This is a genomic window from Pseudomonas sp. NPDC087346 (genome assembly GCF_044744235.1).
Classification (GTDB): Bacteria; Pseudomonadota; Gammaproteobacteria; order Pseudomonadales; family Pseudomonadaceae; genus Aquipseudomonas.
On sequence record NZ_JBIUXX010000001.1, the window covers coordinates 1 to 23,422 of the forward strand.

Genomic DNA, 23,422 nt, shown 5'->3' on the forward strand with positions numbered 1-23,422 from the left:
TGGGCCTGCATGCAAGCGGGTGAAGATTTTGATACGGCCAAGCTTTTTAGCGACAAACACCTCGCAAAAGCTTGACCGTGAACAGAGTATCTACAGGGGATTTGTATTACTCCACATAATCTGTGGCATTTCAGCCAGTCCCGCATTTGGCCGAACCGCCGTGGCGATGCCTTGTTATAGTTCGGGCCTCATTTTCTGCCCGGTAAAGGATCACTGCCATGACTCAATACACCGCCTTCAGCGTCGAACTGGCGAACAACATCGCTCATGTGCAGATCAACCGCCCGGAAAAAATCAACTCGATGAACGCCGCGTTCTGGAGCGAGATCGTCGAGATTTTCCAGTGGATCGACGACACCGACGAAGTGCGCGTGGTAGTGCTCAGCGGCAACGGCAAACATTTTTCCTCCGGCATCGACCTGATGATGCTCGCCGGCGTCGCCAATGAGTTGGGCAAAGACGTCGGCCGCAACGCACGCCTGCTGCGGCGCAAGATTCTCACCCTGCAAGCCTCGTTCAATGCCGTCGACAGCTGCCGTAAACCGGTGATTGCGGCCATTCAGGGTTATTGCCTGGGCGGCGCCATCGACCTGATCGCCGCCTGCGACATGCGTTATGCCGCCGAAGACGCGCAATTCTCGATCAAGGAAATCGATATCGGCATGGCTGCCGACGTCGGTACGCTGCAACGGTTGCCGCGAATCATCGGAGACGGCATGCTGCGTGAACTGGCTTACACCGGTCGCAACTTCGGCGCTGAAGAAGCGCGCAGCATGGGTCTGGTCAATCGCGTTTACGCTGACAAGGACGCGCTGCTTGAAGGTGTGATGGACATCGCCCGTGACATCGCCGGCAAGTCGCCGATTGCCGTCACTGGCACCAAGGAAATGATCAGCTACATGCGTGACCATCGTATCGACGACGGTCTTGAGTACGTTGCCACCTGGAACGCCGCCATGCTGCAATCCACTGACTTGCGCGTGGCGATGGCCGCCCATATGAGCAAACAGAAACCCGAATTTCTGGACTGAGAAACCATGACATCTCGCTGGACCACCGCAGTACTGGACACCGATCAACCCGGCGGCTGGGCCGTTGCGCGCAGCCCCGAAGGCTTCCTGTTCGACGACAATGGCGTGCTGTTCCCGCGCGAATGGCTCAAGCGCCAGGACTTGTCGATCCTCGCCGAACACGGCATCGGCCATCTCGATGGCGAGCCGGTGTATTTGCTGGAGCTGCGCAGTTCCAGCGAAGTGCCGGGTTGCAACTGGAAAGGTCTGCGGGCGTTCATGCTTGAGGGCGATCACACGATTTACAAAGTGCTCGGTTACGCCGCGCAGATCGGCACCTGGGCCCGTGAGCACCGTTTTTGCGGTAACTGCGGTCAGGCCATGACTCAAGTGCCGCGTGAGCGGGCGATGTATTGCCAGCCCTGTGATTTGCGTAGCTACCCACGGATTTCACCGAGCATGATTGTGCTGGTAACCCGCGGTGATGAGATTCTGCTGGCGCGCTCGCCGCGTTTCGTTACCGGGGTCTACAGCACGCTGGCCGGGTTCGCTGAACCGGGCGAGTCGGCCGAAGATTGCCTGATTCGTGAAGTGCGCGAAGAAGTGCAGATCGAGGTGAAGAATATCCAGTATCTGGGCAGCCAGTGCTGGCCGTTCCCGCATTCGATGATGCTGGGTTTCCATGCCGAATACGCGGGTGGCGAGATTGTCTGTCAGGAAGACGAGATCGAAGACGCCCAGTGGTTCAACGTGCACGATCTGCCGCCGTTACCGGCGTCCAAATCGATTGCCCGTTACCTGATCGACGTCTACGTGGCGCGGCGCTTAGGCCACGCTGAACCAGTGTTGCCAGGCTAGACGCACGGTCAAACCCAACACTACGGTGATGAACACCGGACGAATGAACTTGGCGCCGCCGCTGATCGCGGTGCGCGCCCCGAAGAATGCGCCGACCATCACCGACAGGCCCATGCTCAAGCCGATGATCCAGTCCACTTGCCCGGAAAACACGAACACCGACAGCGCCGCAATGTTGCTGACGAAGTTCATGCTGCGCGCCACACCGCTGGCTTTGACCAGATCGATCGGGTAGAGCAGCAGGCTGCTGACCGTCCAGAACGCGCCAGTGCCGGGGCCGGCAACACCGTCATAGAAACCGAGGCTGAAGCCTTGGGTCGACTGCCATTTCTTTTTGATCGGCGCATCGCTGTCCAGCGGTGCCTTCGGCGTGCCGCCGAACAATAGATAGACGCCGCAGGCAAACACGATCACCGGGAGCATTTTGTTCAGCCATTCGGCGGGCAGGTAATGGGCGACGATGGCTCCGGCCAGCGCGCCAACCAATGTGCCGACGATTGCGTGTACCCACTGCCGAGGATGGAACAGTTTGCGTCGATAGAAGGTAAAGCTTGCGGTGGCCGAGCCGAAGGTCGAACTGAGTTTGTTGGTGCCCAGCACCAGATGCGGCGGCAAACCGGCAGTGAGCAATGCCGGAGTTGTCAGCAGACCGCCACCGCCAGCGATGGCATCGATGAATCCGGCAATGAAAGCGACGAGGGCCAGAATGGCCAGGGTGGTGAGGTCAACGCTGAGTTCGAAAGGCATGGAATCGGCTTATTCGGCAGGGCGCAGATCGGGGCTGCGGGGAGGTCGGTCATGTTACTCATTTCCAGGTGTTGCGGCGACCCAAAAGGCCCCATCGCTGGCAAGCCAGCTCCCACAGGTTTTTGTTGTGTACACAAGATCACTGTTCACTCCGATCCCTGTGGGAGCTGGCTTGCCAGCGATGAAGGCATTGCAGCCAGCAAATGAATCAACTGTTGCCCACACAACAACCCGCCAACAAATCCCCCTCCACAGAACATCAACCCCACTCCAGGACCCAACAAAACCGGATATTCACAGCCTGGCACGCTTGCTGCTCTACCTCTCTCATCTCCCGAAAAGTCCCGAGGACACGCCAATGAGTCAGCAAGCCGTGAAATTCGCCTACTGGGTGCCGAACGTCAGTGGTGGTCTGGTGGTCAGCAAGATCGAGCAACGCACCGACTGGGGCATCGACTACAACCGCAAACTGGCGCAACTCGCCGAGGCGGCGGGCTTCGAATACGCCCTGACGCAGATTCGTTTTACCGCCGGTTATGGCGCCGAGTTTCAACATGAATCAGTCGCCTTCAGCCACGCATTGCTCGCCGCCACCAGCAAACTCAAAGTGATCGCCGCGATCCTGCCGGGTCCATGGCAACCAGCGCTGGCAGCCAAGCAACTGGCGACTATCGATCAACTGACCAATGGCCGAATCGCGGTAAATATCGTCAGCGGCTGGTTCAAAGGCGAGTTTCAGGCCATCGGCGAGCACTGGCTGGAGCACGATGAGCGCTATCGTCGCTCCGAAGAGTTCATCCGCTCGCTGAAAGGCGTCTGGAGCCAGGACAACTTCACCTTCCGTGGCGACTTCTACCGCTTCGACAACTACAGCCTGAAACCGAAACCACTGGGCAAACCGGAGATCTTCCAGGGCGGCAGCTCGCGAGCGGCGCGGGATATGGCGGCACGGGTGTCGGACTGGTATTTCACCAACGGCAACAGCGTCGAAGGGATCAAGGCGCAGGTCGATGACATTCGGATCAAGGCTGCTGCCAACAATCATTCGGTGAAAGTCGGGGTCAACGCGTTCGTCATTGCCCGTGACACTGAGGAAGAGGCGCGGGCGGTGTTGGCGCAGATCATTGATCAGGCCGATCCGGAAGCAGTAAATGCTTTTGGCGACGCTGCGAAGCAGGCGGGCAGGGCATCGCCGGAGGGTGAGGGTAACTGGGCGAAATCGACATTCGAGGATCTGGTGCAGTACAACGATGGCTTCAAGACCAACCTGATTGGCACGCCGTTGCAGATTGCCGAGCGGATTGTGGCGTTGAAAGCGGTGGGGGTAGATCTGGTGTTGGCGGGATTTCTGCACTTTCAGGAAGAGGTGGAGTATTTCGGTAAACGGGTATTGCCGCTGGTGCGTGAACTGGAAGCCAGAAAATTGACCGAGGCCGCCTGACCACCCCAAAACCCTTGTGGGAGCTAGCCTGCTAGCGATAGCGGATTGTCAGTCAACGAGGTGTTGAATGTTCAATCGCCATCGCTAGCAGGCTAGCTCCCACAAGGGGAATGTTGGTTACGTTATAGGCCTAGGTCGCTCAGACCTGGGTGGTCATCGGGACGCCGCCCGAGCGGCCAGTGGAATTTTCGCTCGCTTTCCTTGATCGGCAGATCGTTGATGCAGGCGTAACGCTGGAACATCAGGCCGTTGTCATCGAACTCCCAATTCTCATTGCCGTAAGAACGAAACCAATTGCCCGAATCGTCGTGCCATTCATAGGCATAACGCACGGCAATCCGTGTGTCCGAGTAGGCCCAAAGCTCTTTGATCAACCGGTAATCCAGTTCCTTGGCCCATTTGCGAGTCAGGAAATCTTTGGCCTCTTCGCGGTTGTTGGCGAACTCGGCGCGGTTGCGCCATTGGGTGTCAAGGGTGTAGGCCAGCGATACCCGTTCCGGGTCGCGGGAATTCCAGCCATCCTCGGCCAGGCGAACTTTCTCGATGGCCGATTCACGGTTGAAAGGAGGCAATGGCGGACGTGTTTGGGCTGCAGTAGACATAGTCAGTCTCCCGATCAAATTACATTTGAACAACATGTCAGGCTTGTATAAGGCGTTACAGGTCCAATAACTTTCGCGCCATGCATTGCGCATTATCGGCGGCACTGTGATCACCCATCACAAGCGCTACGGTAATGGCGCCGTCAATCAGGATCAGTAACTGCTTGGCCAACAGTTGCGGATCTTCGGCGCCATGTTCGGTACACAGCTCGCAAACGTAGTCGAGCAGCTTCTGTTTGTGTTCTTTGGCGACCAGCCGCACCGGGTCCTGTGGATCACCGGTTTCGCCGCTGGTATTGATGAACGCGCAGCCACGAAAGCCTTCCGAGGCGAACCAGCCCTTGAGCACGGTGAACAGATTAAGCAGGCGGCCGGCCGGGGTTTCGGCCTGATCGACGGCGGTTCGGTACCAATGCATCCAGCGCGCATCGCGGCGTTGCAGGGCTGCGACGGTCAGCTCCTCCTTGTTGGCGAAGTAGCGGTAGATGCTTTTTCTGGAGACGCCGGCGGTTTTCACCAGCAGATCCATGCCGGTGGCAGCGATGCCGCTTTTGTAGATCAACTTTTCGGTGACATCCAGAATGATGTCGCGGGTTGGGCTTTCGCTGATTTCGTTCATGCGGTGAACAGTAGAATGATCGTTCTCCTTGGTCAAGCATTGCTTGTTGAATTGCTTTCGCGAGCAAGCTCGCTCCCACATTTGAAATGCATTCCCCCGTGGGAGCGAGCTTGCTCGCGAAGGGGCCATTACAGACAGTAACAAGACCCGAACGAGTTGATGGTGTAAGCTCTCGGGTTCTTCGGATTCGACCCATTGCGAGCCCTATGCCGTTGCTTTTCAAACGTTCTCTGCTGCCTAAACTGCGCAGCTTTCCGCTGACCGCCGAGGCTGTGAGCATTCTGCCCGGCGCTGCCGATTACCGTCGTTGCCTGCTGGAAAAAATCGCTGAAGCGACCCGGCGCATCTATATCGTTGCGCTGTACCTGCAAAACGACGAGGCCGGTCAGGAAATTCTCGATGCCTTGCACGCCGCCAAACTCAAACGCCCCGAGCTGGAAATCGTCGTGGTGGTTGACTGGCTGCGCGCTCAGCGCGGGCTGATCGGCGCCGGCAAGCAGCCGGGCAACTCGGCGTGGTATCAGGAAATGACCCGTACTCACGCCAGTGAAGTGCCTGTCTACGGCGTTCCGGTGCAGACCCGCGAGTTGTTCGGCGTCCTGCATTTGAAAGGTTTCGTGATCGACGACTGCGTGATCTACAGCGGCGCGAGTCTGAACAACGTGTATCTGCATAAGTTCGACAAGTACCGTTTCGACCGTTATCACCTGTTGCAGAACCGCGAGCTGGCGGATTCGATGCATCATCTGGTCAAGCACGGATTGATCGAGTCCAAAGCGGTGCATCGCCTCGACCTGCCGGATCTGCCGACCACTCGCAGCCTGCGCAACGACATTGGCGATCTACGCAGCCGCCTCAAGCACGCGACCTACGACACCAGCGCCGGCAGCACTGCCCGCGACGGTTTGTCAGTTACACCGTTGCTGGGTGTCGGCAAGAACAACCCGTTGAACCGGGCGATCATTGAACTGATCGCCAGTGCGCAGAAGCAACTGACCATCTGCACGCCGTACTTCAACCTGCCGCTGGGGGTGATTCGCGAGATCAACCGTGCGCTGGCGCGTGGCGTGAAGATCGACATCGTGGTCGGTGACAAGACCGCCAACGACTTCTATATCCCGCCGAGTGAACCGTTCAAGGTGATCGCAGCGCTGCCGTACCTGTACGAGATCAGCCTGCGCCGCTTTGCCAAACGGCATCAGCGCAACATCGACAGTGGGCAGTTGAACCTGCACCTGTGGCGCGACGGCGACAATACCTATCACCTGAAGGGGATGTGGGTCGATCAGCGTTACACCTTGCTGACTGGCAACAATCTCAACCCGCGTGCGTTCCGGCTCGATCTGGAAAACGCGCTGTTGATTGATGATCCGAAAGGGGAGTGGCTGGAGCCGCGGCGTGTGGAGCAGGAGAATATCTTTCAGCACACTACGCGTATCGAGAGCTTCCAGACTCTGCAAACGTTGCCGGAGTACCCGGGCGCAGTGGCCAAGTTCCTCAAGCGCGTGAGTCGGGTGCGGATTGAGCGGTTGCTGTACCGGATTTTGTAGAGGGGCTGAAAATGTCATCGCGGGCAAGCCCGCTCCCACAGGGTTCTTCAGTGAACACAAATATTGTGAACACCTACGGAACCTGTGGGAGCGGGCTTGCCCGCGATGAGGACCTGGCTGGCGCTACAAAAATCAGTTCAGACCGAGCTTGCCACGCAATGTCGACAGGTCTTCAGCCAGGGTATTAACCGGCCCGACCAGCGCTTTACGGTCAGCGTCTTTCACCTTGTCATACGTCTCGAAACCGCCATCCTTGGTTTTGTACTTGGCCAGGATCTTGTTCACCGCAGCGAAATTCTTGTCGACTTTGGCGATGAAAGCCTTGTCCTGCTTTTCGATCTGCGGACGGAACAGGTCGACGATTTTCTTCGCACCGTCGATGTTGCCCTGGAAGTCGTACAGGTCAGTGTGGCTGTAGCGATCTTCTTCACCGGAGATCTTGGTCGCGGCCACTTCTTCCAGCAGTGCGGCAGCACCACCGACGACTTTTTCAGGCGGGAAGGTCAGACCGGCAACGCGGGTTTGCAGGTCCTTGACGTCGTTGTCGAGCTTGTCAGCCAGTTCGGTCAGGCCTTCGGTGCTCTTTTCCGAGAACAGTGAATATTCGATGCGGTGGAAACCGGTGAAGTCTTCGGCTTTCACACCTTTTTCGTGGTCGTCGACACGGGAGTCGATGGACGCATCGAGGTCACTGAACAGCTCGGCAATCGGTTCGATCGACTCGTAGTAGACGCGGGTTGGTGCGTAGAGTTTTTGCGCGGTGGCCAGGTCACCCTTTTTCACTGCATCGGTGAATTGCTGGGTGTGGCTGGCTAGCTCATCCAGTTGTTCGGTGACGTAGATCTTGTAGTCCGAAACCGGCCCCACCAGATCCAGCGGCGCGGTTGCCGCAAAAGCCGAGAACGGGGTGCTGAGCATACCGAGGGTCAACAGTAACGCGAGTGGCGACTTTTTCATGGAACGGCTCCGATGGGACTTTTTTTGGTTTGATTAGGCAGCGGTTTTGGGTTGTGTGGCGTTCAGCAGCGAGCGACCGATGAAATCCTTGTCGCTCGTAACACCCGGCAGGGTGAAGAAGTAGCCACCGCCGACCGGCTTGAGGTATTCCTCGAGGGGTTCGCCGTTGAGGCGGGTCTGCACGGTGATGAAGCCTTTTTCCAGGTCGGACTGGTAACAGATGAACAGCAGGCCCATGTCGAGCTGGCCGTTCCTGTTCACGCCGTTGGAGTAGTTGAACGGTCGGCGCAGGATCAGGTTGGCCTGGCTTGCCGCAGTGCGCGGGTTGGCCAGACGGATGTGCGCGTCGAGCTTGGTCAGCTTGCCTTCAGGGTCCTTGTTGTAATCCGGGACTTCGCTTTCATGCTGGCCGCCCATTGGCGCGCCAGTGGTTTTGACCCGACCGAGAATGCTTTCCTGCTCCTGCAACGGAGTGCGATCCCAGCGCTCGACGAAGTTGCGGATGATCCGCACCGCTTGATAGCTGCCGTGCGCCGCCCAGGCCGGTTCATCACTGCCCGGTTGCACCCAGACGATGCTGTCCATGGTCTTGGCGTTGTTGGAATCCGGGTTGGCCGAACCGTCGCGAAAACCCAGAAAGTTGCGCGCCGATTGCGCCGGAACGCCCGGTTTTGCCGGTGCCTGCGGCGGCACGCTGCCTTCCTGTTTCCACCGCACCAGCAGCAGGTCCGGGAGGTTTTTGACGATGTCGCGCAGGGCGTGAATGTTGGTGTCAGTGGTGTTCGAGCAGAACTGCAAGCTCAAGTCGCCGTGGCAGCAATCGGCTTCCAGTGCATCGTTGGGGAATCCGACCATGCGGATCAGACGCTTGGGCTTGGCGTCGGCCAGACCGAAGCGTTCGTCGAACAGCGATTCACCGACCGAAACGGTGATGGTCAGGTTGTCCGGGGTTACCACCGGGCCGAGGATGCCGGAATCCGGCGGCGGCAGTTTCGGGTCGATCTGCGCTACCGGGCCGCCCTTCATCAGAAACGCAATGCGCTCGTTGAGGGTGCGGAACAGGCGCTCCAGATCCTCGCGATCGCTGGCCAGCACGTCGAACGACACAAGCATGCCGGACGCCGGACGCGGGGTGACGATGCCGGTCTGATGGGGGCCGTGGAAGTCGTGACGGTCTTCGGTCTTGTCGCTGCTCGGTGCTTCGGTGACTTGCGCAGGTGCGGCGGCCATCGCCGGGCAACTCAGGGCCGATCCGGCCAGCGCGACGCCAGCGGCGCCCATGCCCATCAGGACACGGCGGCGTTGCAGGTTCAGTTGTTCCAAATCTTTCATCGGTATTGGTCTTCTGCTTACAGGCCGGAAAGGCCGAGGGCGGGATCGATTCCATCGAGTGCGTCGGCCAATGCCTGGGCCTTGTCGGCGAGCTGTTTGCGTTGCTCGCCGCTGACTGCGTCGTAACTGGTGTAACCGTCCTTGACTTTGAAACTGTTGAGTTCGGCATCGAAGTCGGCAAACGCGGCGTCGATTTTCGGCAGCAGATCGGCGGCGGATTTGCTCAGCATCGGCCGCAGCAACTCGACCACTTTGTGTGCGGTTTCCAGATTGGCGGCAAAACCGTTGAGGTCGCTGTGGCTGTAGCGTTCTTCTTCACCGCTGGCAGCGCGCACGTCGGCAAGGGTGTTGAGGTTGCGCACGACGATGCTCACCAGTTGTTCCGGTGGCAGCGTCTGGGCCAGCAGTTGTTGCTTGAGTGTGGTGACGTCGGTCAGCAGGCGCTGCGCAACTGGCGCTAGTTCATTGAGGCTGCGTTGTTGGAACAGTGCATATTCGACGCGGTGGAAGCCGACGAACGCTGGGTCTTGCTCGCGTTTTTCGAAGTAATCGGCGCGGGCATTGATGTTGTTATCCAGTTCGGCCAGACGCTGAGCTGCCGGGGCCAGCCGTTGGTAAGCCGCGCGCGCCGGCAGGTACAGCGCTTGTGCCTGGGCCAGGTCGCCGCTTTCGATTGCTTGATTGAGCGCGGTCACCGCTTTGATCAGCACGCTGCCCTGGCTGGCCAGATACACGCGGAATTCCGACAGCGGCCCGACGAAGGCAACCATCGACGGCTTGGCTTTGGCGGCGGCATCGGAGGCGGCGGTTGGCGTCACGTGCAATGTGCCGCGCGGGTTGCTCAGCAAGCCACAAGTGATGGTGTAGTCGCCGGGTTGCAGGTTGGCGTTGATCACCTGACTCAGGCCGGGAGCAATGTTTTCCCGTTCTTCGATTACCAGCACGCCGTCGAGAATTTCCCATTCCACCGCCCGGTCGGAGCGATTGACGATGCGGAAACTGGCGCGGCCCGCCGGGACGGTCAGGGCGTTCGGCTCGCAGCTGTGGGAATGAATGTTCACCACCACTTCGTCATGGTTGAGCTGACGTTTGGCTGCGGCCATTTTCGAGGCGTAGTAGAACAGGCCACCGGCGGCGATCATCACGACCACCGAGCCGGCCACCGCCCAACGCAAGGCGCGGGGAGGCGAGGCCTGAGGAGAAGTAGGCTTTGACATGAATGCCCTTATTGGCTGGAAGCGGAAGTCGATTTGGCAGTTGTCGGTGTGGCCGGCGCGGCGGGATAGAAGAACATCACCAACGCCACCACCAGATAAATCAGATATGCACCCAAGGTGCTGACGGTCGGCGCATCCTGATAACCGAACATGCCGGCCAGCACCGAGCCCAACGGGCCGTCCATCGGCAGCGTCGCGCTGAAGTCGAAGAGTACGGTTTGCAGGTGATTCCACAGCCCGGCTTCATGCAGGGCCTGCACCGAGTTGGCGAGAATCCCGGCGGCGACCACCAGAATGAACAACCCGGTCCACTTGAAGAACGCCGAGAGGTTCAGGCGCATGCTGCCGCTGTAGATCAGGAAACCGACGATGATTGCCAGCACCAGACCGAGCAACGCACCGATCGGCGCGCCCGGGCCTTCGCTCTGCTGGAACACCGCAAGCAGGAAGAACACCGTCTCCAGACCTTCACGAGCAACTGCAAAGAACACCATGGCGATCAGTGCGATGACCTGATGTTTGGAGCTGGTCAGTGCATGATCCAGCGAGGCTTGCAGCGAATGTTTGATCGAACGTGCGACTTTGCGCATCCAGAACACCATCGAACTGAGAATCCCCACGGCGACCAGGCCAACTACGCCTTCAAACAGTTCCTGCTGCTTTTGCGGGAATTCAGCGCTGACCAGTTCCAGGCCACCGCCGACCAGCAACGCCAGTGCAGCGGCGAGGAACACGCCGATCCACACGGCGGGCATCCATTGGCCACGGCCGGTCTGTTGCAGGTAGCTGGCGATGATGCCAACGATCAACGCGGCTTCGATGCCTTCGCGCAGCATGATCAGAAAGGGAACGAGCATTGGGTATCCATCAGTGTTCTGGGTGAGTACGCAATTTGTAACATAATGACACTCATTCCCATATGCCGTTGATTGACATTTAGCTGAACGTGAGCTGAACGAGCCTGAAGAACAACCATTCTCATGTAGGCGCAGATGCCGGTGTGGATGCCGCACCTCAAATCCAATGTGGGAGCCAGCCTGCTGGCGATAAGGTCGACACATGCAACATGGCAGTGGTTGAACAACCGCCATCGCCAGCAGGCTGGCTCCCACAGGGATCTGCGGTAAGATGCCGGGCATTCAAAAACAACAGGAATCACCGCGTTCCATGTCGGAAAAAGACACCATCGCCATCCAACTGGTGCGTGAAGCGCTATTGCAGAGTTGTGCCCCGGGCGTGGGCACGGACGAAGTCTTGCGCAAGGTCGGGATCGATCCGCTGTTGCTGCAAAGTGAGCAGGGGCGGGTGCCTGCCTCGCAGTACGCACGCCTCTGGCGTCTGTTGGCCCGACGCGGTGATGACGAGTTCTTTGGCATGGACCCACGCAAGTTGAAGTCCGGCAGCCTGGAATTTCTCTGCCGCAGCGCCATGGCCCAGCCGACCCTTGCTGCCGGTCTGAGCACAGGTTTGAATTTCCTGTCATTGATGCTGGAACGCATGCCCGCGCAATTACTGCATCAGCAGAGCCTCGCGGAAATCGTTTTGCTCGAGGACGATGCCGAACCCCGCCGCGCATTCACCTATTTCACCTATTGGATGATCGTCCACGGCGTTGCCTGCTGGCTGGCAGGGCGGCGGATTCCGATTCTGGCCATCGAATTGCGCTGCCCGGCGCCGGATTTCTGCGACGATTATCAGGTGATGTTCTCGGAAAACCTGCGTTTCGACCGTCCGCGTACGCGGATGATTTTCGCTGCCGATTGCCTCGATCTGCCGATCAAGCGCAGCGTTGAAGAACTCAAGCGCTTCCTGGCCCATGCACCGGCCAACATTCTGGTGAAGTATCGCGATCCGCAAAGCCTTGCCAGCCGGATCAAACACGATTTGCGGCAGTTACCCGCCGAGCAGTGGCCGGAAACCGAAGCACAGGCTCAGCAACTGTGCATGTCGGCCTCGACTCTGCGCCGACGTCTGGCCGAGGAAGGGCAGACCTATCAGGGCCTCAAGGACAGCGTGCGCAAGGAACTGGCGATCAGTTGGCTGGCGGAGCCTTCGATCAGTTTTGCCGAAATTGCTGCGCGGCTTGGGTTTGCCGATGCGAGTTCGTTCTACAAGGCGTTTCGCAAGTGGTCGGGATCGAATCCGGGGCACTATCGCAGTTTGATTCTGAACGAAGCGGTCTAGCGACGCATTCCTGTAGGAGCTGCGGCACGCTGCGATCTCTTGATCTTGTTCTTCAAAAAGCAAAATCAAAAGATCGCAGCGTGCCGCAACTCCTACAGGGGCGCCCTGAAAATCTTGGCCAAACCAGTCAGCCAATTTGATGGCTTTGACCATTGCCCGATGCCCGCCGCAGAGCGAGTATCCCTGTGTTGTTTACGGTTCCCAGCCTAATAAAAACACAGAGGGATTCTGGCAATGCGCGATTACTTGTCTGCCACCAAACAGTTCAGCTATCAGAGCACCGTGGACGCCGCACTCAGCGGCTCGCTTGAGGCGCTCAACGCCTGCGTCGAATGTTGCGACCGTCACGCGTTGCCGGGGCGCATTGCGTTGTTCTGGGAAGGCCGCGATGGCTCCAGCGCGACTTACACGTTCAATGACCTGCAAGACAAAGCGGCGCGTTTCGCCAATTTCCTTCTCGCCCAAGGCGTGCAAAAGGGTGACACAGTCGCCGGCCTGCTGCCGCGCAATATCGAATTGCTCATTACCGTGTTCGCCACCTGGCGCATCGGCGCTGTGTATCAGCCGCTGTTCACCGCGTTCGGCCCCAAAGCGCTCGAACATCGCCTGAACAGCTCCGGCGCCAAAGTTGTGGTGAGTGACGCGGTCAACCGCTCGAAACTCGCGGAAGTCGCCGATTGCCCGACCGTGGTAACCGTCGGTGGTGCCAAAGGCCAGGGCATTGTCCGTGGCGATTTCAGTTTTTGGGCCGAACTGGCCAATTATTCCAGCGTCTGCGAACCAGTGATGCTGACCGGCGAAGACCCGTTTCTGCTGATGTTCACCTCAGGCACCACCGGTCCGGCGAAAGCCTTGTCCGTCCCGCTCAAAGCCATCGTCGCGTTCCAGAGTTACACCCGCGACGCGGTTGATCTGCGCCCGGAAGATGCGTTCTGGAATGTCGCCGATCCGGGCTGGGCCTACGGCATTTATTTCGGCGTTACCGGGCCGATGTCGATGGGGCATCCGATCACTTTTTACGATGGCCCGTTCACCCTCGAAAGCACCTGCCGGGTGATCAACAAATACGGCATCACCAACCTCACTGGCTCGCCGACCGCCTACCGTTTACTGATTGCCGGCGGCAATGACTTCGCCAAGTCGATCAAGGGCAAGTTGCGCATCGTCAGCAGTGCCGGCGAGCCGCTGAACCCGGAAGTGATCCGCTGGTTCGCCGACAACCTCGACGTGGTCATCCATGACCATTACGGCCAGACCGAACTGGGCATGGTCCTGTGCAACCACCATGGCCTCGAACACCCGATCCACATGGGCGCCGCCGGTTTCGCCTCGCCGGGGCATCGCATCGTGGTGCTGGACGACCAATACAACGAACTGGGTATCGGCCAGCCGGGCATCCTCGCCATCGACCGCCCGCAATCGCCGATGTGCTGGTTCGGCGGCTACGAAGGCGCACCGACCAAAGCCTTCGTCGGCGACTACTACCTGAGCGGCGACACCGTCGAGTGGAACCCGGACGGCAGCATCAGCTTCGTCGGCCGCAGTGATGACGTGATCACCACCTCCGGTTATCGCGTCGGCCCGTTCGACGTGGAAAGCGCGTTGATCGAACACCCGGCCGTGGTCGAAGCGGCAGTGGTCGGCAAACCCGACCCGGAGCGCACCGAACTGGTCAAAGCCTTTGTGGTGCTGAGTACGCAATACCGTGCCGCGCCGGAGCTGGCCGAAGAACTGCGCCAACACGTGCGCAAGCGTCTGGCCGCGCATTCGTACCCGCGTGAAATCGAATTTGTCAGCGAGTTGCCGAAAACCCCAAGCGGCAAATTGCAGCGCTTTATCTTGCGCAACCAGGAAATCGCCAAGGCTCAAGAGGCCACCGCGAACAACGTTTCAGCTTGAATCCAAGGAAACAGTCATGCAGATCGAGAACAAGGTTTTTATCGTCACTGGCGGCGCGTCCGGCCTCGGTGCCGCCACCGCTGAATTGCTGGTAGCCGCTGGTGCCAAAGTGATGCTGGTGGATATGAACGCCGAAGCGGTTGCCGCGCAGGCCGAGCGTCTCGGCGCGCAGAGCGTGGTCGCCGACATCAGCAACGAAGCCGCTGCCGAAGCCGCTGTGCAGGCCACGCTGAAAGCCTTCGGTAGCCTCAACGGTCTGGTCAATTGCGCCGGCATCGTCCGTGGCGAGAAGATCCTCGGCAAGAACGGCCCGCATGCACTGGCGAGTTTCAGTCAGGTGATCAACGTCAACCTGATCGGCAGTTTCAACATGCTGCGGCTGGCTGCGGCGGCGATTGCCGAAAGCGAAGCCAATGCCGATGGCGAGCGCGGCGTGATCATCAACACCGCCTCGGTAGCGGCGTTCGATGGCCAGATTGGCCAGGCTGCATACGCCGCGTCGAAAGGCGCGATCGCCAGCCTGACCTTGCCCGCCGCCCGTGAACTGGCGCGCTTCGGCATCCGCGTGATGACCATCGCCCCGGGCATTTTCGAAACGCCGATGATGGCTAGCATGACCCCGGAAGTCCGCGATTCGCTGGCGGCTGGCGTGCCATTTCCGCCACGTCTGGGCAAGCCTGCAGAGTACGCGGCGCTGGTTCGGCATATCATCGAAAACAGCATGCTCAACGGCGAGGTGATCCGTCTCGACGGCGCCTTGCGCATGGCCGCCAAGTAAGGAGTATTTGTCATGACCACTGCCAACGATCCAATTGTCATCGTCAGCGCCGTCCGCACCCCGATGGGTGGTTTTCAGGGCGAACTGAAAAGTCTGACTGCGCCGCAACTCGGTGCTGCTGCAATTAAAGCCGCGGTTGAGCGTGCCGGTGTTGCCAGCGACGCAGTCGATGAAGTGCTGTTCGGTTGCGTCCTGCCCGCCGGGCTTGGCCAAGCGCCTGCGCGTCAGGCTGCGCTGGGTGCCGGGCTGGATAAATCGACGCGCTGCACGACCCTGAACAAGATGTGCGGCTCGGGCATGGAAGCGACCATTCTTGCTCACGACATGCTGCTCGCTGGCAGCGCCGATGTGGTGATTGCCGGTGGCATGGAAAGCATGTCCAACGCGCCGTATCTGCTGGATCGCGCTCGTAGCGGTTACCGCATGGGCCACGGCCGGGTGCTCGACTCGATGTTCCTCGACGGTCTGGAAGACGCCTACGACAAGGGCCGCCTGATGGGCACCTTCGCCGAGGATTGCGCCGAGACCAACGATTTCAGCCGTGAAGCGCAGGACGCTTTTGCCATCGCCTCGACTACCCGCGCCCAGCAGGCGATCAAGGACGGCAGCTTCAAGGACGAAATCGTCCCGCTGACCGTGACGGTCGGCAAGGAGCAAGTGCTGATCAGTCACGACGAGCAGCCGCCAAAAGCCAAACTGGACAAGATTGCATCGCTGAAACCGGCGTTCCGCGAGGGCGGCACGGTGACGGCGGCGAACTCCAGTTCGATCTCCGACGGTGCTGCGGCGCTGGTGCTGATGCGTCAGTCGCAAGCGCAGAAACTCGGTTTGAAACCGCTGGCGGTGATTCACGGCCATGCAGCGTTTGCCGACACTCCGGGGCTGTTCCCGGTGGCGCCGATTGGCGCGATCAAGAAACTGGTGAAGAAAACCGGCTGGTCGCTGGATCAGGTTGATCTGTTCGAGGTCAACGAAGCTTTTGCCGTGGTGGCGATGGCGGCAATGACTCATCTGGAAATCCCCCACGACAAGCTGAATATTCATGGCGGCGCGTGTGCGCTAGGGCATCCGATTGGTGCGTCGGGCGCGCGGATTCTGGTGACGTTGCTCTCGGCATTGCGCCAGAAGGGTTTGAAGCGCGGCGTTGCAGCGATCTGCATCGGCGGCGGCGAAGCCACGGCCATGGCCGTGGAATGCGTGTACTAAGGCCAACACTTTTCACTGTGGGAGCGGGCTTGCCCGCGATGAGGTCGTGTCAGTCAGCATTTCGTTGTTTGACCCACCGCAATCGCGGGCAAGCCCGCTCCCACAGGTTCTGCGCCGTAACCGGACTTTAAGGATTCACCATGATTCCCAATGACGACCAACAACAGATCCGCGACATGGCCCGGCAATTCGCCGAGGAACGCCTGAAACCGTTCGCCGCCGAGTGGGATCGCGAGCACCGTTTCCCCAAGGAAGCCATCGGCGAAATGGCCGAACTGGGCTTTTTTGGCATGCTGGTGCCAGAGCAGTGGGGCGGCTGCGACACCGGTTATCTCGCCTACGCCATGGCGCTGGAAGAGATCGCTGCCGGTGACGGCGCCTGCTCGACGATCATGAGCGTGCATAACTCGGTGGGTTGCGTACCGATCCTCAAGTTCGGCAACGACGACCAGCGCGAGCGCTTCCTGAAACCGTTGGCCAGTGGCGCCATGCTCGGTGCCTTCGCCCTGACTGAACCGCAGGCCGGTTCCGACGCCAGTAGCCTGAAAACCCGGGCGCGGCTGGAGGGCGATCACTACGTGCTGAACGGCTGCAAACAGTTCATCACCTCCGGGCAAAACGCCGGGATCGTGATCGTGTTTGCGGTCACCGACCCGAGCGCTGGCAAGCGCGGAATCACTGCGTTCATCGTGCCGACCGACTCGCCGGGCTACAAAGTCGCGCGCGTCGAAGACAAGCTCGGCCAGCACGCCTCGGACACCTGCCAGATCCTCTTTGAAGACGTGAAAGTGCCGGTGGCCAACCGATTGGGCGAAGAGGGCGAAGGCTACAAAATCGCCCTGGCCAACCTTGAAGGCGGGCGTGTCGGTATCGCTTCGCAATCGGTGGGTATGGCCCGTGCTGCGTTCGAAGCCGCCCGGGATTACGCCCGCGAGCGTGACACCTTCGGCAAGCCGATCATCGAACACCAGGCAGTGGCGTTCCGTCTGGCTGACATGGCGACCCAAATCGCCGTCGCCCGGCAGATGGTGCATTACGCCGCCGCATTGCGGGACAGTGGTCAGCCAGCGCTGGTCGAGGCGTCGATGGCCAAGCTGTTCGCCTCTGAGATGGCCGAGAAAGTCTGCTCGATGGCGTTACAAACCCTTGGTGGTTACGGTTATCTCAACGATTTCCCGCTGGAGCGCATCTACCGCGACGTGCGCGTTTGCCAGATCTACGAAGGCACCAGCGACATTCAGCGCATGGTCATTTCGCGCAATCTTTAAGCTTCTGTAAGAGCTGCGGCACGCTGCGATCTTTTGATCTTCTAGAGCAAAATCAAAAGATCGCAGCGTGCCGCAGCTCCTACAGAGTTGAGTCTGTTCAGGAGAGAGTTATGAATTACGAAACCATTTTGTTGGAAATCCACGGCCGCGTCGGTCTGATCACCCTGAACCGTCCGCAGGCGCTGAACGCCTTGAACGCGCAACTGGTCAGTGAAGTGAATCAGGCGCTGGATGGTCTGGAAGCGGATGCGAACATCGGTTGCATCGTCATCACCGGCTCGAAAAAGGCGTTCGCTGCCGGTGCCGACATCAAGGAAATGGCCGAGCTGACCTATCCGCAGATCTACATGGATGACCTGTTCAGCGACAGCGACCGCGTGGCCAATCGCCGTAAACCGATCATCGCTGCGGTCAACGGTTTTGCCCTCGGTGGCGGCTGTGAACTGGCACTGATGTGCGACTTCATTCTGGCCGGCGACAATGCGAAATTCGGTCAACCGGAAATCAACCTCGGCGTGCTGCCGGGCATGGGCGGCACCCAGCGCCTGACTCGCGCCGTGGGCAAGGCCAAAGCCATGGAAATGTGCTTGAGCGGGCGCCTGATCGATGCAGTGGAAGCCGAACGTTGCGGCATCGTCGCGCGGATCGTGCCGAGTGATGAGCTGCTCGACGAAGCACTGAAAGTTGCAGCGGTGATTGCCAGCAAGTCGCTGCCGATTGCGATGATGGTCAAGGAAAGCGTCAACCGTGCCTTTGAGGTGAATCTGGCTGAAGGCGTGCGCTTTGAGCGTCGGGTGTTCCATGCGGCGTTTGCCACGCAGGATCAGAAGGAAGGGATGGCAGCGTTTGTGGCCAAGCGGCCGCCGGAGTTTCAGGGTAAATAATTGGCGTTTTCACTGACGCTATCGCCAGCAGGCTGGCTCCCACAGGGGAACCGTGGTGCTCACAAACTCCCTGTGGGAGCCAGCCTGCTGGCGATGCTTGTTCTTTTATAGTTGGTAGTTTTTCAGTTCTCGGGCAATCACCATCCGCTGAATCTCGCTCGACCCTTCATAAATCTGGGTAATCCGCGCATCGCGGTAGTACTTCTCGACCGGGTAATCTTCCAGATACCCATACCCGCCATGAATCTGAATCGCCGATGAGCAAACCTTCTCGGCCATCTCCGATGCGAACAGCTTGGCCTGCGAAGCCTCCGACAGGCACGGTTTGCCCGCCGTGCGCAGACGCGCCGCGTGCAGAATCATCAGCCGTGCAGCGTTCAGTTGCATGTGCATGTCAGCCAGCAGATTAGCGATGCTCTGGTGTTCGTTGATCGGCTTGCCGAACTGTATGCGATCGCGCGAATAGGCCAGCGCCGCTTCAAACGCTGCACGGGCGATGCCCAATGCCTGAGCGGCGATGCCGATGCGTCCGCCTTCAAGATTCGACAGGGCAATGGCCAGGCCTTTGCCGCGCTCACCGAGCAGATTAGCCTCGGGGATGCTGCAATTGCTCAAAGTTACCGCACAGGTGTCGGAGGCGCGGATGCCCATCTTGTGTTCGGTGCGGTCGACGATGAAACCCGGGGTATCGGTCGGCACCAGAAACGCCGAGATACCTTTCTTGCCCAGGTCCGGATCGGTCACCGCAAACACGATGGCCAGTTTCGCTCGCTTGCCGTTACTGACAAATTGCTTGGCGCCGTTGATTACCCATTGGCCGTCGCGCAGTTCGGCGCGAGTGCGCAGGTTGTGCGCTTCGGAACCGGCCTGTGGCTCGGTCAGGCAGAAGCAGCCGATCACCTGGCCGCTGGCCAGATCCGCCAGCCAGGTCTGTTTCTGTTGTTCGCTGCCGTAGTTGAGCACCGGGCCGCAACCGACCGAGTTGTGAATGCTCATGAACGCGCCGGTCGCGCCGTCACCGGCGGAAATCTCTTCCACGGCCAAGGCATAGGCGACGTAATCGACGTAGGTGCCGCCCCATTCTTCGGGGACGACCATGCCCAGCAGACCCAGCTCGCCCATTTTTGCCACCAGACCATCATCGATCCAGCCAGCCTTTTCCCAGGCTTGCGCGTGAGGCGCGATTTCGCCACGGGCAAAGTCCCGGGCCATGTCGCGGATCATGATTTGTTCTTCAGTCAATTCGAGATCGTGCATGGCTCAGCTCCCGCTCTCATCGATACCGGCAAAGAAACTCGCGACGTGTGCAGCGTCCAGCGCAGCGAGGGTCGGCGGGTTCCAGTGTGGCGTTTTGTCTTTGTCGATCAGCAAGGCGCGCACGCCTTCGATCAGATCGCCGCGCTCGAACCACTGGCGATCCAGATGCAGTTCAAGGGCGAAACATTGTTCGAGACTCAGGTGCCGGCCGCGACGCAGCATCTCCAGAGTCACCGCCATCGCCAGTGGCGAACGACTGTCCAACAGATCAGCGGTGGCGGTTGCCCACTCGTGCGTATCGGCGACGGTCACTGCGCGCAGTTGCTCGACGATACTCGGCACATCCGGCAGGGCGAAGAAGTGGTCGATGGCCGGACGCAAGGTTTCCAGCGGTGCGTCGGGCAGGGTTTGCACCGCGTGTCTGGCCAGCAGGTTTTGCAAGTCCTTGAGCGGCATGTCGTGCCATTCGAGGTGATCGAGTTGTTGATCGAGGCTGGCCAGTTTGCTGCTGTCCAGATACCAGTCGGCGAGGCCGCAATACAGCGCATCGGCGGCACGGATCTGCACGCCGCTGACGCCCAGATAAATTCCCAATTCGCCGGGAATACGTGGCAGGAAGTAGCTGCCGCCGACATCCGGGAAATACCCGATGGCCACTTCCGGCATTGCCAGACGGCTCTTCTCGGTAACCACCCGCAGATCGGCACCTTGCACCAGACCCATGCCGCCGCCGAGGACAAAACCGTCCATCAAGGCGAGGACCGGTTTGCGGTAATGGTGGATCGTCAGGTCGAGGGCGTATTCCTCGACGAAGAAATCTTCGTGCAGCGTATCGCCGCTTTTGAAACTGTCGTACAGCGAACGAATATCGCCCCCGGCGCAGAAAGCTTTTTCACCGGCACCGCGCAGGACAATTGCACGCACGTTGCTGTCACTGGCCCAGGCATCGAGCTGCTGCTGCAACTGGCGAACCATGTCGAGGGTGATGGCGTTGAGGCCGGCGGGGCGATTCAGTGTCAGGTGACCGATGTGATTGCGAACCTCGGCCAGCACTTCGTTTTGCATGGCATCCATGGACGGCGTCCGCGGGGATGAAACCTGAGCAGTCATCACTAACTCCCTGCTTTTATTGTCTTTATTCGAGAAGCTCGCGCGCGAGCGTTACCGGATCGTAACAGTGCAAATTTGCCGTGTACAACCGGGATATCTGCAGGTGCTGTCTGCGTTTTTACCTTAGCTAAAAATCAAAAGATCGCAGCGTGCCGCAGCTCCAACAGGAACACCGTGTTCATGTAGGAGCTGCGGCACGCTGCGATCTTTTGATCTTCCAGGCTTAGCGGGAAAACACTTCGCCAATGCTGCGCCGCTTGGCGTGCAGTTCGCTGGCGTGGATCAACTGTTCAAGGTCTTCCGGTGTGACGTCGATGAACGCTTCCATGTCGGCCAGCGCCAGTTTCAAATCCTCGGCGGTGATTGCCTGGCTGTCGACGATAGCGCTCACGGGTGCCGGCTCCGCCGGACGTTTCGGGTAGCGGATGCGTGTCAGGTTGTTGTAGGCGAGGGCGCTTAGAAGCATGCAGGCGGCAGCGAGCATTATCGGTTCGAGGGCTTTCCAGCCCATCGCGACGGTCGCCGGATCAGCCAGTACCAGCGTCAGCGCCAAGGCTCCGGCCGGCGGATGCAGGCAACGCAGCCAGCACATCAGAATCAATGCCATGCCTGCCGCGAGACAGGCGCTACCCAAGGTTCGGCCGAGTACGTGAGCCACCAGCAGCGAGACGATGCCGGCAGTCAAATACCCGCCGATGATCGACCATGGCTGGGCGAGCGCACCAGAGGAAACGGCGAATAGCAGCACCGCCGAGGCACCCAACGGGCCGATCAAGTGATAGGCGACTTCCACCCCGAACACCTGACTGCAGACCCAGACGCTGAACAGTGTGCCCAGCGCCATGCCAATAGCCGCGCGGCTCCATTCCGAGGGACGAGTATTGATAGCGGCAGGCAACCAGCGAGCAAGCATGTGAATCTGAACCTCACGACAAAATCCGGGCAAAAAAAAGGACTTGTCCGTTTCGGAAAGCCCTCGAAGTGTTCCAACTATTGGGGGAGGAACGTGCACAGTGTGCCGTTCAAATTCGATGCTGACAAATTCATATAAATGCAGGTTGAGTGCAATATTTTTGAGGTTAAAGGTTTTTCTGCATTGCCACGCGCCGACCGCTCATGAAACACAGGAATCCACCCATCGCGGTCAACGCGCTCAAGGCATAAAACATGGTGGGTGCCGGGGTGTGCATCAACAGGAATCCGCAAATCACCGGGCTCAATGCGCCGCCCAGCGCCGCCAGGTTCTGAGCGCCGTAGTAGCTGCCGCGCAGTTCTTCCGGGGCCAGGGTGTCGACGAAGAGAAATTCTGACGGATAGATGATCATCTCACCCAAAGTGAAGATGAACATCGCCACGCACCAACTGAGCAGACTGTCGGCAATGCTGAAACCGATCAGGCCGAGGATGAACAAGCTCGTGCCCCCGGCGATCCAGAAACGCAACTTCTCGCGGTTGAGAAAACGCCCGATCTGGTATTGCAGGAGGATCACGCTGATCGCATTGCAGGCGAGCAGGGCGGCCATGGTTTGCAGCGCTCGTTTCGAGTCTTCGACCACCAGCAGATATTGCGACAGATACAGCGTGAAGCGCCCATGCACCACGGTGCTGAGCAGGCAGCCGCCGGTGAACATGATCAGCGTGCGGTCGTTTTTCAGGGTGATCAGGGTTTTCAGGAAACTCTGCGGCTGGCCGATGGCGGCAACCGGGCCATCTTTCGGGATGCCGATCATCAGGAAAATACTGCCGGCGGCGATGGCCGCCGCGATCAGGAACGGTGCAATCGGATAGACCCCGGCAATCACCACGCCGAGCATCGGGCCGGTGGCGTAACCGATATTGGTCAGGGTGTAGCGCAGGGAAAAGGCCTTGGCCCGCTGGCTGATCGGCAGGTTCTCGCTGAGGATCGCCTTGGAACCGATCAGGAACAGTGCTGAAGCGGTTTCGGTGATCACCAGTGTTGCGGTGGTCAGGTACAGATTTTCGGCGAACGTCAGCAACACAAAGCCAATGGCGCTGGAAAGCATGGCGAGGATCAGCAGCCGGCGCTTTTCCAGACGATCGATGATGTAACCGCCGTACAGGGCGAGCAGGGTGGCGATGAACACCGCGATGCCCAGCAGCAGGCCGACGTCCTGTTGATTGAGCCCCAGTTTCTGGCTGAGGAACAAGGTCAGCAGCGGGCTGGTGATGGCGCGGCTGACGACAATGGTCAGCGAGACGATCATCAGGCGGCGGATAACGAGCGAGTAAGTGGCCACGGTGGTGCGAATGTCCTTATTTCAGTTGTTCTTGTGTTCGGCTACAGATTGCGCCGCCTTAATCGCTGGCAGGCCAGCTCCCACAGGTTTTCGGTCGCACCGACGATCCCTGTGGGAGATTGCGCCGCCTTCATCGCTGGCAGGCCAGCTCCCACAGGTTTTTCGGTCGTACCGACGATCCCTGTGGGAGATTGCGCCGCCTTAATCGCTGGCAGGCCAGCTCCCACAGGTTTTTCCGTACGTAC

Annotated in this window: 22 protein-coding genes; 10 read left to right on the top strand and 12 right to left on the bottom strand. The window is 59.4% G+C overall.

Annotated elements, in window-relative coordinates:
• Window positions 1-218 precede the first annotated feature (218 nt).
• Both ACIOZM_RS00005 and nudC read left to right on the top strand, forming a co-directional pair.
• Window positions 219-1,031, top strand: a complete 813-nt coding sequence (locus ACIOZM_RS00005; RefSeq protein ID WP_401207902.1) for a crotonase/enoyl-CoA hydratase family protein — start codon at window positions 219-221, stop codon at window positions 1,029-1,031.
• 6 nt (window positions 1,032-1,037) lie between these two features.
• Entirely contained in the window at window positions 1,038-1,868 is an 831-nt protein-coding gene (gene nudC, locus ACIOZM_RS00010) for an NAD(+) diphosphatase (protein ID WP_401207905.1), read from the top strand.
• Here nudC and ACIOZM_RS00015 read toward each other — a convergent pair.
• Window positions 1,836-2,615 (bottom strand): TSUP family transporter, encoded by a 780-nt coding sequence (locus ACIOZM_RS00015; RefSeq protein ID WP_401207908.1) that lies wholly within the window; start codon window positions 2,613-2,615, stop codon window positions 1,836-1,838. The two genes, nudC and ACIOZM_RS00015, sit on opposite strands and share 33 nt — an antisense overlap.
• 358 nt (window positions 2,616-2,973) lie before the next feature.
• Between ACIOZM_RS00015 and sfnG the strand changes: the two genes are divergently transcribed.
• Window positions 2,974-4,056 carry a dimethylsulfone monooxygenase SfnG gene (gene sfnG / locus ACIOZM_RS00020; RefSeq protein WP_401207911.1) on the top strand — a complete coding sequence of 361 codons (1,083 nt, stop codon included), beginning with the start codon at window positions 2,974-2,976 and terminating at the stop codon, window positions 4,054-4,056.
• A 122-nt stretch (window positions 4,057-4,178) separates the two neighbouring features.
• Here sfnG and ACIOZM_RS00025 read toward each other — a convergent pair whose 3' ends face one another.
• Both ACIOZM_RS00025 and ACIOZM_RS00030 read right to left on the bottom strand, forming a co-directional pair.
• Window positions 4,179-4,658 carry a DUF1348 family protein gene (locus ACIOZM_RS00025; protein WP_401207914.1) on the bottom strand — a complete coding sequence of 160 codons (480 nt, stop codon included), beginning with the start codon at window positions 4,656-4,658 and terminating at the stop codon, window positions 4,179-4,181.
• A 55-nt stretch (window positions 4,659-4,713) separates the two neighbouring features.
• Complete coding sequence (locus ACIOZM_RS00030) at window positions 4,714-5,277, bottom strand: TetR/AcrR family transcriptional regulator (protein WP_401207917.1); 564 nt, start codon at window positions 5,275-5,277, stop codon at window positions 4,714-4,716.
• 206 nt (window positions 5,278-5,483) lie between these two features.
• On the opposite strand from ACIOZM_RS00030, the gene pssA reads away from it, so the two are divergent.
• Window positions 5,484-6,827: a CDP-diacylglycerol--serine O-phosphatidyltransferase gene (gene pssA, locus ACIOZM_RS00035; RefSeq protein ID WP_401207920.1), complete on the top strand. Its 1,344-nt coding sequence runs from the start codon at window positions 5,484-5,486 to the stop codon at window positions 6,825-6,827.
• 132 nt (window positions 6,828-6,959) lie between these two features.
• Here pssA and efeO (ACIOZM_RS00040) read toward each other — a convergent pair whose 3' ends face one another.
• The 4 genes from efeO (ACIOZM_RS00040) to efeU are packed head-to-tail and all read right to left on the bottom strand — an operon-like array spanning window position 6,960 to window position 11,190.
• The gene (gene efeO, locus ACIOZM_RS00040) at window positions 6,960-7,784 is read right to left on the bottom strand and encodes an iron uptake system protein EfeO (RefSeq protein WP_401207923.1); all 825 of its coding nucleotides are present in this window, start codon (window positions 7,782-7,784) and stop codon (window positions 6,960-6,962) included.
• Between the two features lie 33 nt (window positions 7,785-7,817).
• Window positions 7,818-9,116 (bottom strand): iron uptake transporter deferrochelatase/peroxidase subunit, encoded by a 1,299-nt coding sequence (gene efeB, locus ACIOZM_RS00045; protein WP_401207926.1) that lies wholly within the window; start codon window positions 9,114-9,116, stop codon window positions 7,818-7,820.
• 17 nt (window positions 9,117-9,133) lie between these two features.
• Window positions 9,134-10,333, bottom strand: coding sequence for an iron uptake system protein EfeO (gene efeO, locus ACIOZM_RS00050; protein WP_401207929.1), 1,200 nt, complete (start codon window positions 10,331-10,333; stop codon window positions 9,134-9,136).
• Window positions 10,334-10,341: 8 nt separating this feature from the next.
• Complete coding sequence (efeU, locus tag ACIOZM_RS00055) at window positions 10,342-11,190, bottom strand: iron uptake transporter permease EfeU (RefSeq protein ID WP_401207932.1); 849 nt, start codon at window positions 11,188-11,190, stop codon at window positions 10,342-10,344.
• A 310-nt stretch (window positions 11,191-11,500) separates the two neighbouring features.
• On the opposite strand from efeU, the gene ACIOZM_RS00060 reads away from it, so the two are divergent.
• From ACIOZM_RS00060 to ACIOZM_RS00085, 6 genes are all read left to right on the top strand, one after another.
• Window positions 11,501-12,517 (top strand): AraC family transcriptional regulator, encoded by a 1,017-nt coding sequence (locus ACIOZM_RS00060; RefSeq protein ID WP_401207935.1) that lies wholly within the window; start codon window positions 11,501-11,503, stop codon window positions 12,515-12,517.
• 234 nt (window positions 12,518-12,751) lie between these two features.
• The gene (locus ACIOZM_RS00065; RefSeq protein ID WP_401207938.1) at window positions 12,752-14,416 is read left to right on the top strand and encodes an AMP-binding protein; all 1,665 of its coding nucleotides are present in this window, start codon (window positions 12,752-12,754) and stop codon (window positions 14,414-14,416) included.
• A 16-nt stretch (window positions 14,417-14,432) separates the two neighbouring features.
• Window positions 14,433-15,194, top strand: a complete 762-nt coding sequence (locus ACIOZM_RS00070) for an SDR family NAD(P)-dependent oxidoreductase (RefSeq protein ID WP_401207941.1) — start codon at window positions 14,433-14,435, stop codon at window positions 15,192-15,194.
• 12 nt (window positions 15,195-15,206) lie between these two features.
• Entirely contained in the window at window positions 15,207-16,400 is a 1,194-nt protein-coding gene (locus tag ACIOZM_RS00075; protein WP_401207943.1) for an acetyl-CoA C-acyltransferase, read from the top strand.
• 140 nt (window positions 16,401-16,540) lie between these two features.
• Window positions 16,541-17,668 carry an acyl-CoA dehydrogenase gene (locus tag ACIOZM_RS00080; RefSeq protein ID WP_401207945.1) on the top strand — a complete coding sequence of 376 codons (1,128 nt, stop codon included), beginning with the start codon at window positions 16,541-16,543 and terminating at the stop codon, window positions 17,666-17,668.
• Between the two features lie 110 nt (window positions 17,669-17,778).
• Entirely contained in the window at window positions 17,779-18,552 is a 774-nt protein-coding gene (locus tag ACIOZM_RS00085) for an enoyl-CoA hydratase (RefSeq protein ID WP_401207948.1), read from the top strand.
• Between the two features lie 105 nt (window positions 18,553-18,657).
• Here ACIOZM_RS00085 and ACIOZM_RS00090 read toward each other — a convergent pair whose 3' ends face one another.
• The 5 genes from ACIOZM_RS00090 to ACIOZM_RS00110 all read right to left on the bottom strand — a co-directional run.
• On the bottom strand, window positions 18,658-19,809 hold the full coding sequence (locus tag ACIOZM_RS00090) for an acyl-CoA dehydrogenase family protein (RefSeq protein WP_401207951.1): 1,152 nt from the start codon (window positions 19,807-19,809) through the stop codon (window positions 18,658-18,660).
• 3 nt (window positions 19,810-19,812) lie between these two features.
• The gene (locus ACIOZM_RS00095) at window positions 19,813-20,919 is read right to left on the bottom strand and encodes an enoyl-CoA hydratase/isomerase family protein (RefSeq protein WP_401207954.1); all 1,107 of its coding nucleotides are present in this window, start codon (window positions 20,917-20,919) and stop codon (window positions 19,813-19,815) included.
• A 223-nt stretch (window positions 20,920-21,142) separates the two neighbouring features.
• Entirely contained in the window at window positions 21,143-21,832 is a 690-nt protein-coding gene (locus ACIOZM_RS00100; protein WP_401207957.1) for an HPP family protein, read from the bottom strand.
• A gap of 166 nt (window positions 21,833-21,998) precedes the next feature.
• The gene (locus tag ACIOZM_RS00105) at window positions 21,999-23,177 is read right to left on the bottom strand and encodes an MFS transporter (RefSeq protein WP_401207960.1); all 1,179 of its coding nucleotides are present in this window, start codon (window positions 23,175-23,177) and stop codon (window positions 21,999-22,001) included.
• 41 nt (window positions 23,178-23,218) lie between these two features.
• The coding region (locus ACIOZM_RS00110) for a hypothetical protein (protein ID WP_401207962.1) at window positions 23,219-23,422 on the bottom strand (204 nt) is incomplete at its 5' end.

Excerpts from the sequence above, each read along its gene's own strand:
- ACIOZM_RS00005 (WP_401207902.1), top strand. The coding sequence starts at position 219 with ATGACTCAATACACCGCCTTCAGCGTCGAACTGGCGAACAACATCGCT.
- nudC (WP_401207905.1), top strand. The coding sequence starts at position 1,038 with ATGACATCTCGCTGGACCACCGCAGTACTGGACACCGATCAACCCGGC.
- ACIOZM_RS00015 (WP_401207908.1), bottom strand. The coding sequence starts at position 2,615 with ATGCCTTTCGAACTCAGCGTTGACCTCACCACCCTGGCCATTCTGGCC.
- sfnG (WP_401207911.1), top strand. The coding sequence starts at position 2,974 with ATGAGTCAGCAAGCCGTGAAATTCGCCTACTGGGTGCCGAACGTCAGT.
- ACIOZM_RS00025 (WP_401207914.1), bottom strand. The coding sequence starts at position 4,658 with ATGTCTACTGCAGCCCAAACACGTCCGCCATTGCCTCCTTTCAACCGT.
- ACIOZM_RS00030 (WP_401207917.1), bottom strand. The coding sequence starts at position 5,277 with ATGAACGAAATCAGCGAAAGCCCAACCCGCGACATCATTCTGGATGTC.
- pssA (WP_401207920.1), top strand. The coding sequence starts at position 5,484 with ATGCCGTTGCTTTTCAAACGTTCTCTGCTGCCTAAACTGCGCAGCTTT.
- efeO (WP_401207923.1), bottom strand. The coding sequence starts at position 7,784 with ATGAAAAAGTCGCCACTCGCGTTACTGTTGACCCTCGGTATGCTCAGC.
- efeB (WP_401207926.1), bottom strand. The coding sequence starts at position 9,116 with ATGAAAGATTTGGAACAACTGAACCTGCAACGCCGCCGTGTCCTGATG.
- efeO (WP_401207929.1), bottom strand. The coding sequence starts at position 10,333 with ATGTCAAAGCCTACTTCTCCTCAGGCCTCGCCTCCCCGCGCCTTGCGT.
- efeU (WP_401207932.1), bottom strand. The coding sequence starts at position 11,190 with ATGCTCGTTCCCTTTCTGATCATGCTGCGCGAAGGCATCGAAGCCGCG.
- ACIOZM_RS00060 (WP_401207935.1), top strand. The coding sequence starts at position 11,501 with ATGTCGGAAAAAGACACCATCGCCATCCAACTGGTGCGTGAAGCGCTA.
- ACIOZM_RS00065 (WP_401207938.1), top strand. The coding sequence starts at position 12,752 with ATGCGCGATTACTTGTCTGCCACCAAACAGTTCAGCTATCAGAGCACC.
- ACIOZM_RS00070 (WP_401207941.1), top strand. The coding sequence starts at position 14,433 with ATGCAGATCGAGAACAAGGTTTTTATCGTCACTGGCGGCGCGTCCGGC.
- ACIOZM_RS00075 (WP_401207943.1), top strand. The coding sequence starts at position 15,207 with ATGACCACTGCCAACGATCCAATTGTCATCGTCAGCGCCGTCCGCACC.
- ACIOZM_RS00080 (WP_401207945.1), top strand. The coding sequence starts at position 16,541 with ATGATTCCCAATGACGACCAACAACAGATCCGCGACATGGCCCGGCAA.
- ACIOZM_RS00085 (WP_401207948.1), top strand. The coding sequence starts at position 17,779 with ATGAATTACGAAACCATTTTGTTGGAAATCCACGGCCGCGTCGGTCTG.
- ACIOZM_RS00090 (WP_401207951.1), bottom strand. The coding sequence starts at position 19,809 with ATGCACGATCTCGAATTGACTGAAGAACAAATCATGATCCGCGACATG.
- ACIOZM_RS00095 (WP_401207954.1), bottom strand. The coding sequence starts at position 20,919 with ATGACTGCTCAGGTTTCATCCCCGCGGACGCCGTCCATGGATGCCATG.
- ACIOZM_RS00100 (WP_401207957.1), bottom strand. The coding sequence starts at position 21,832 with ATGCTTGCTCGCTGGTTGCCTGCCGCTATCAATACTCGTCCCTCGGAA.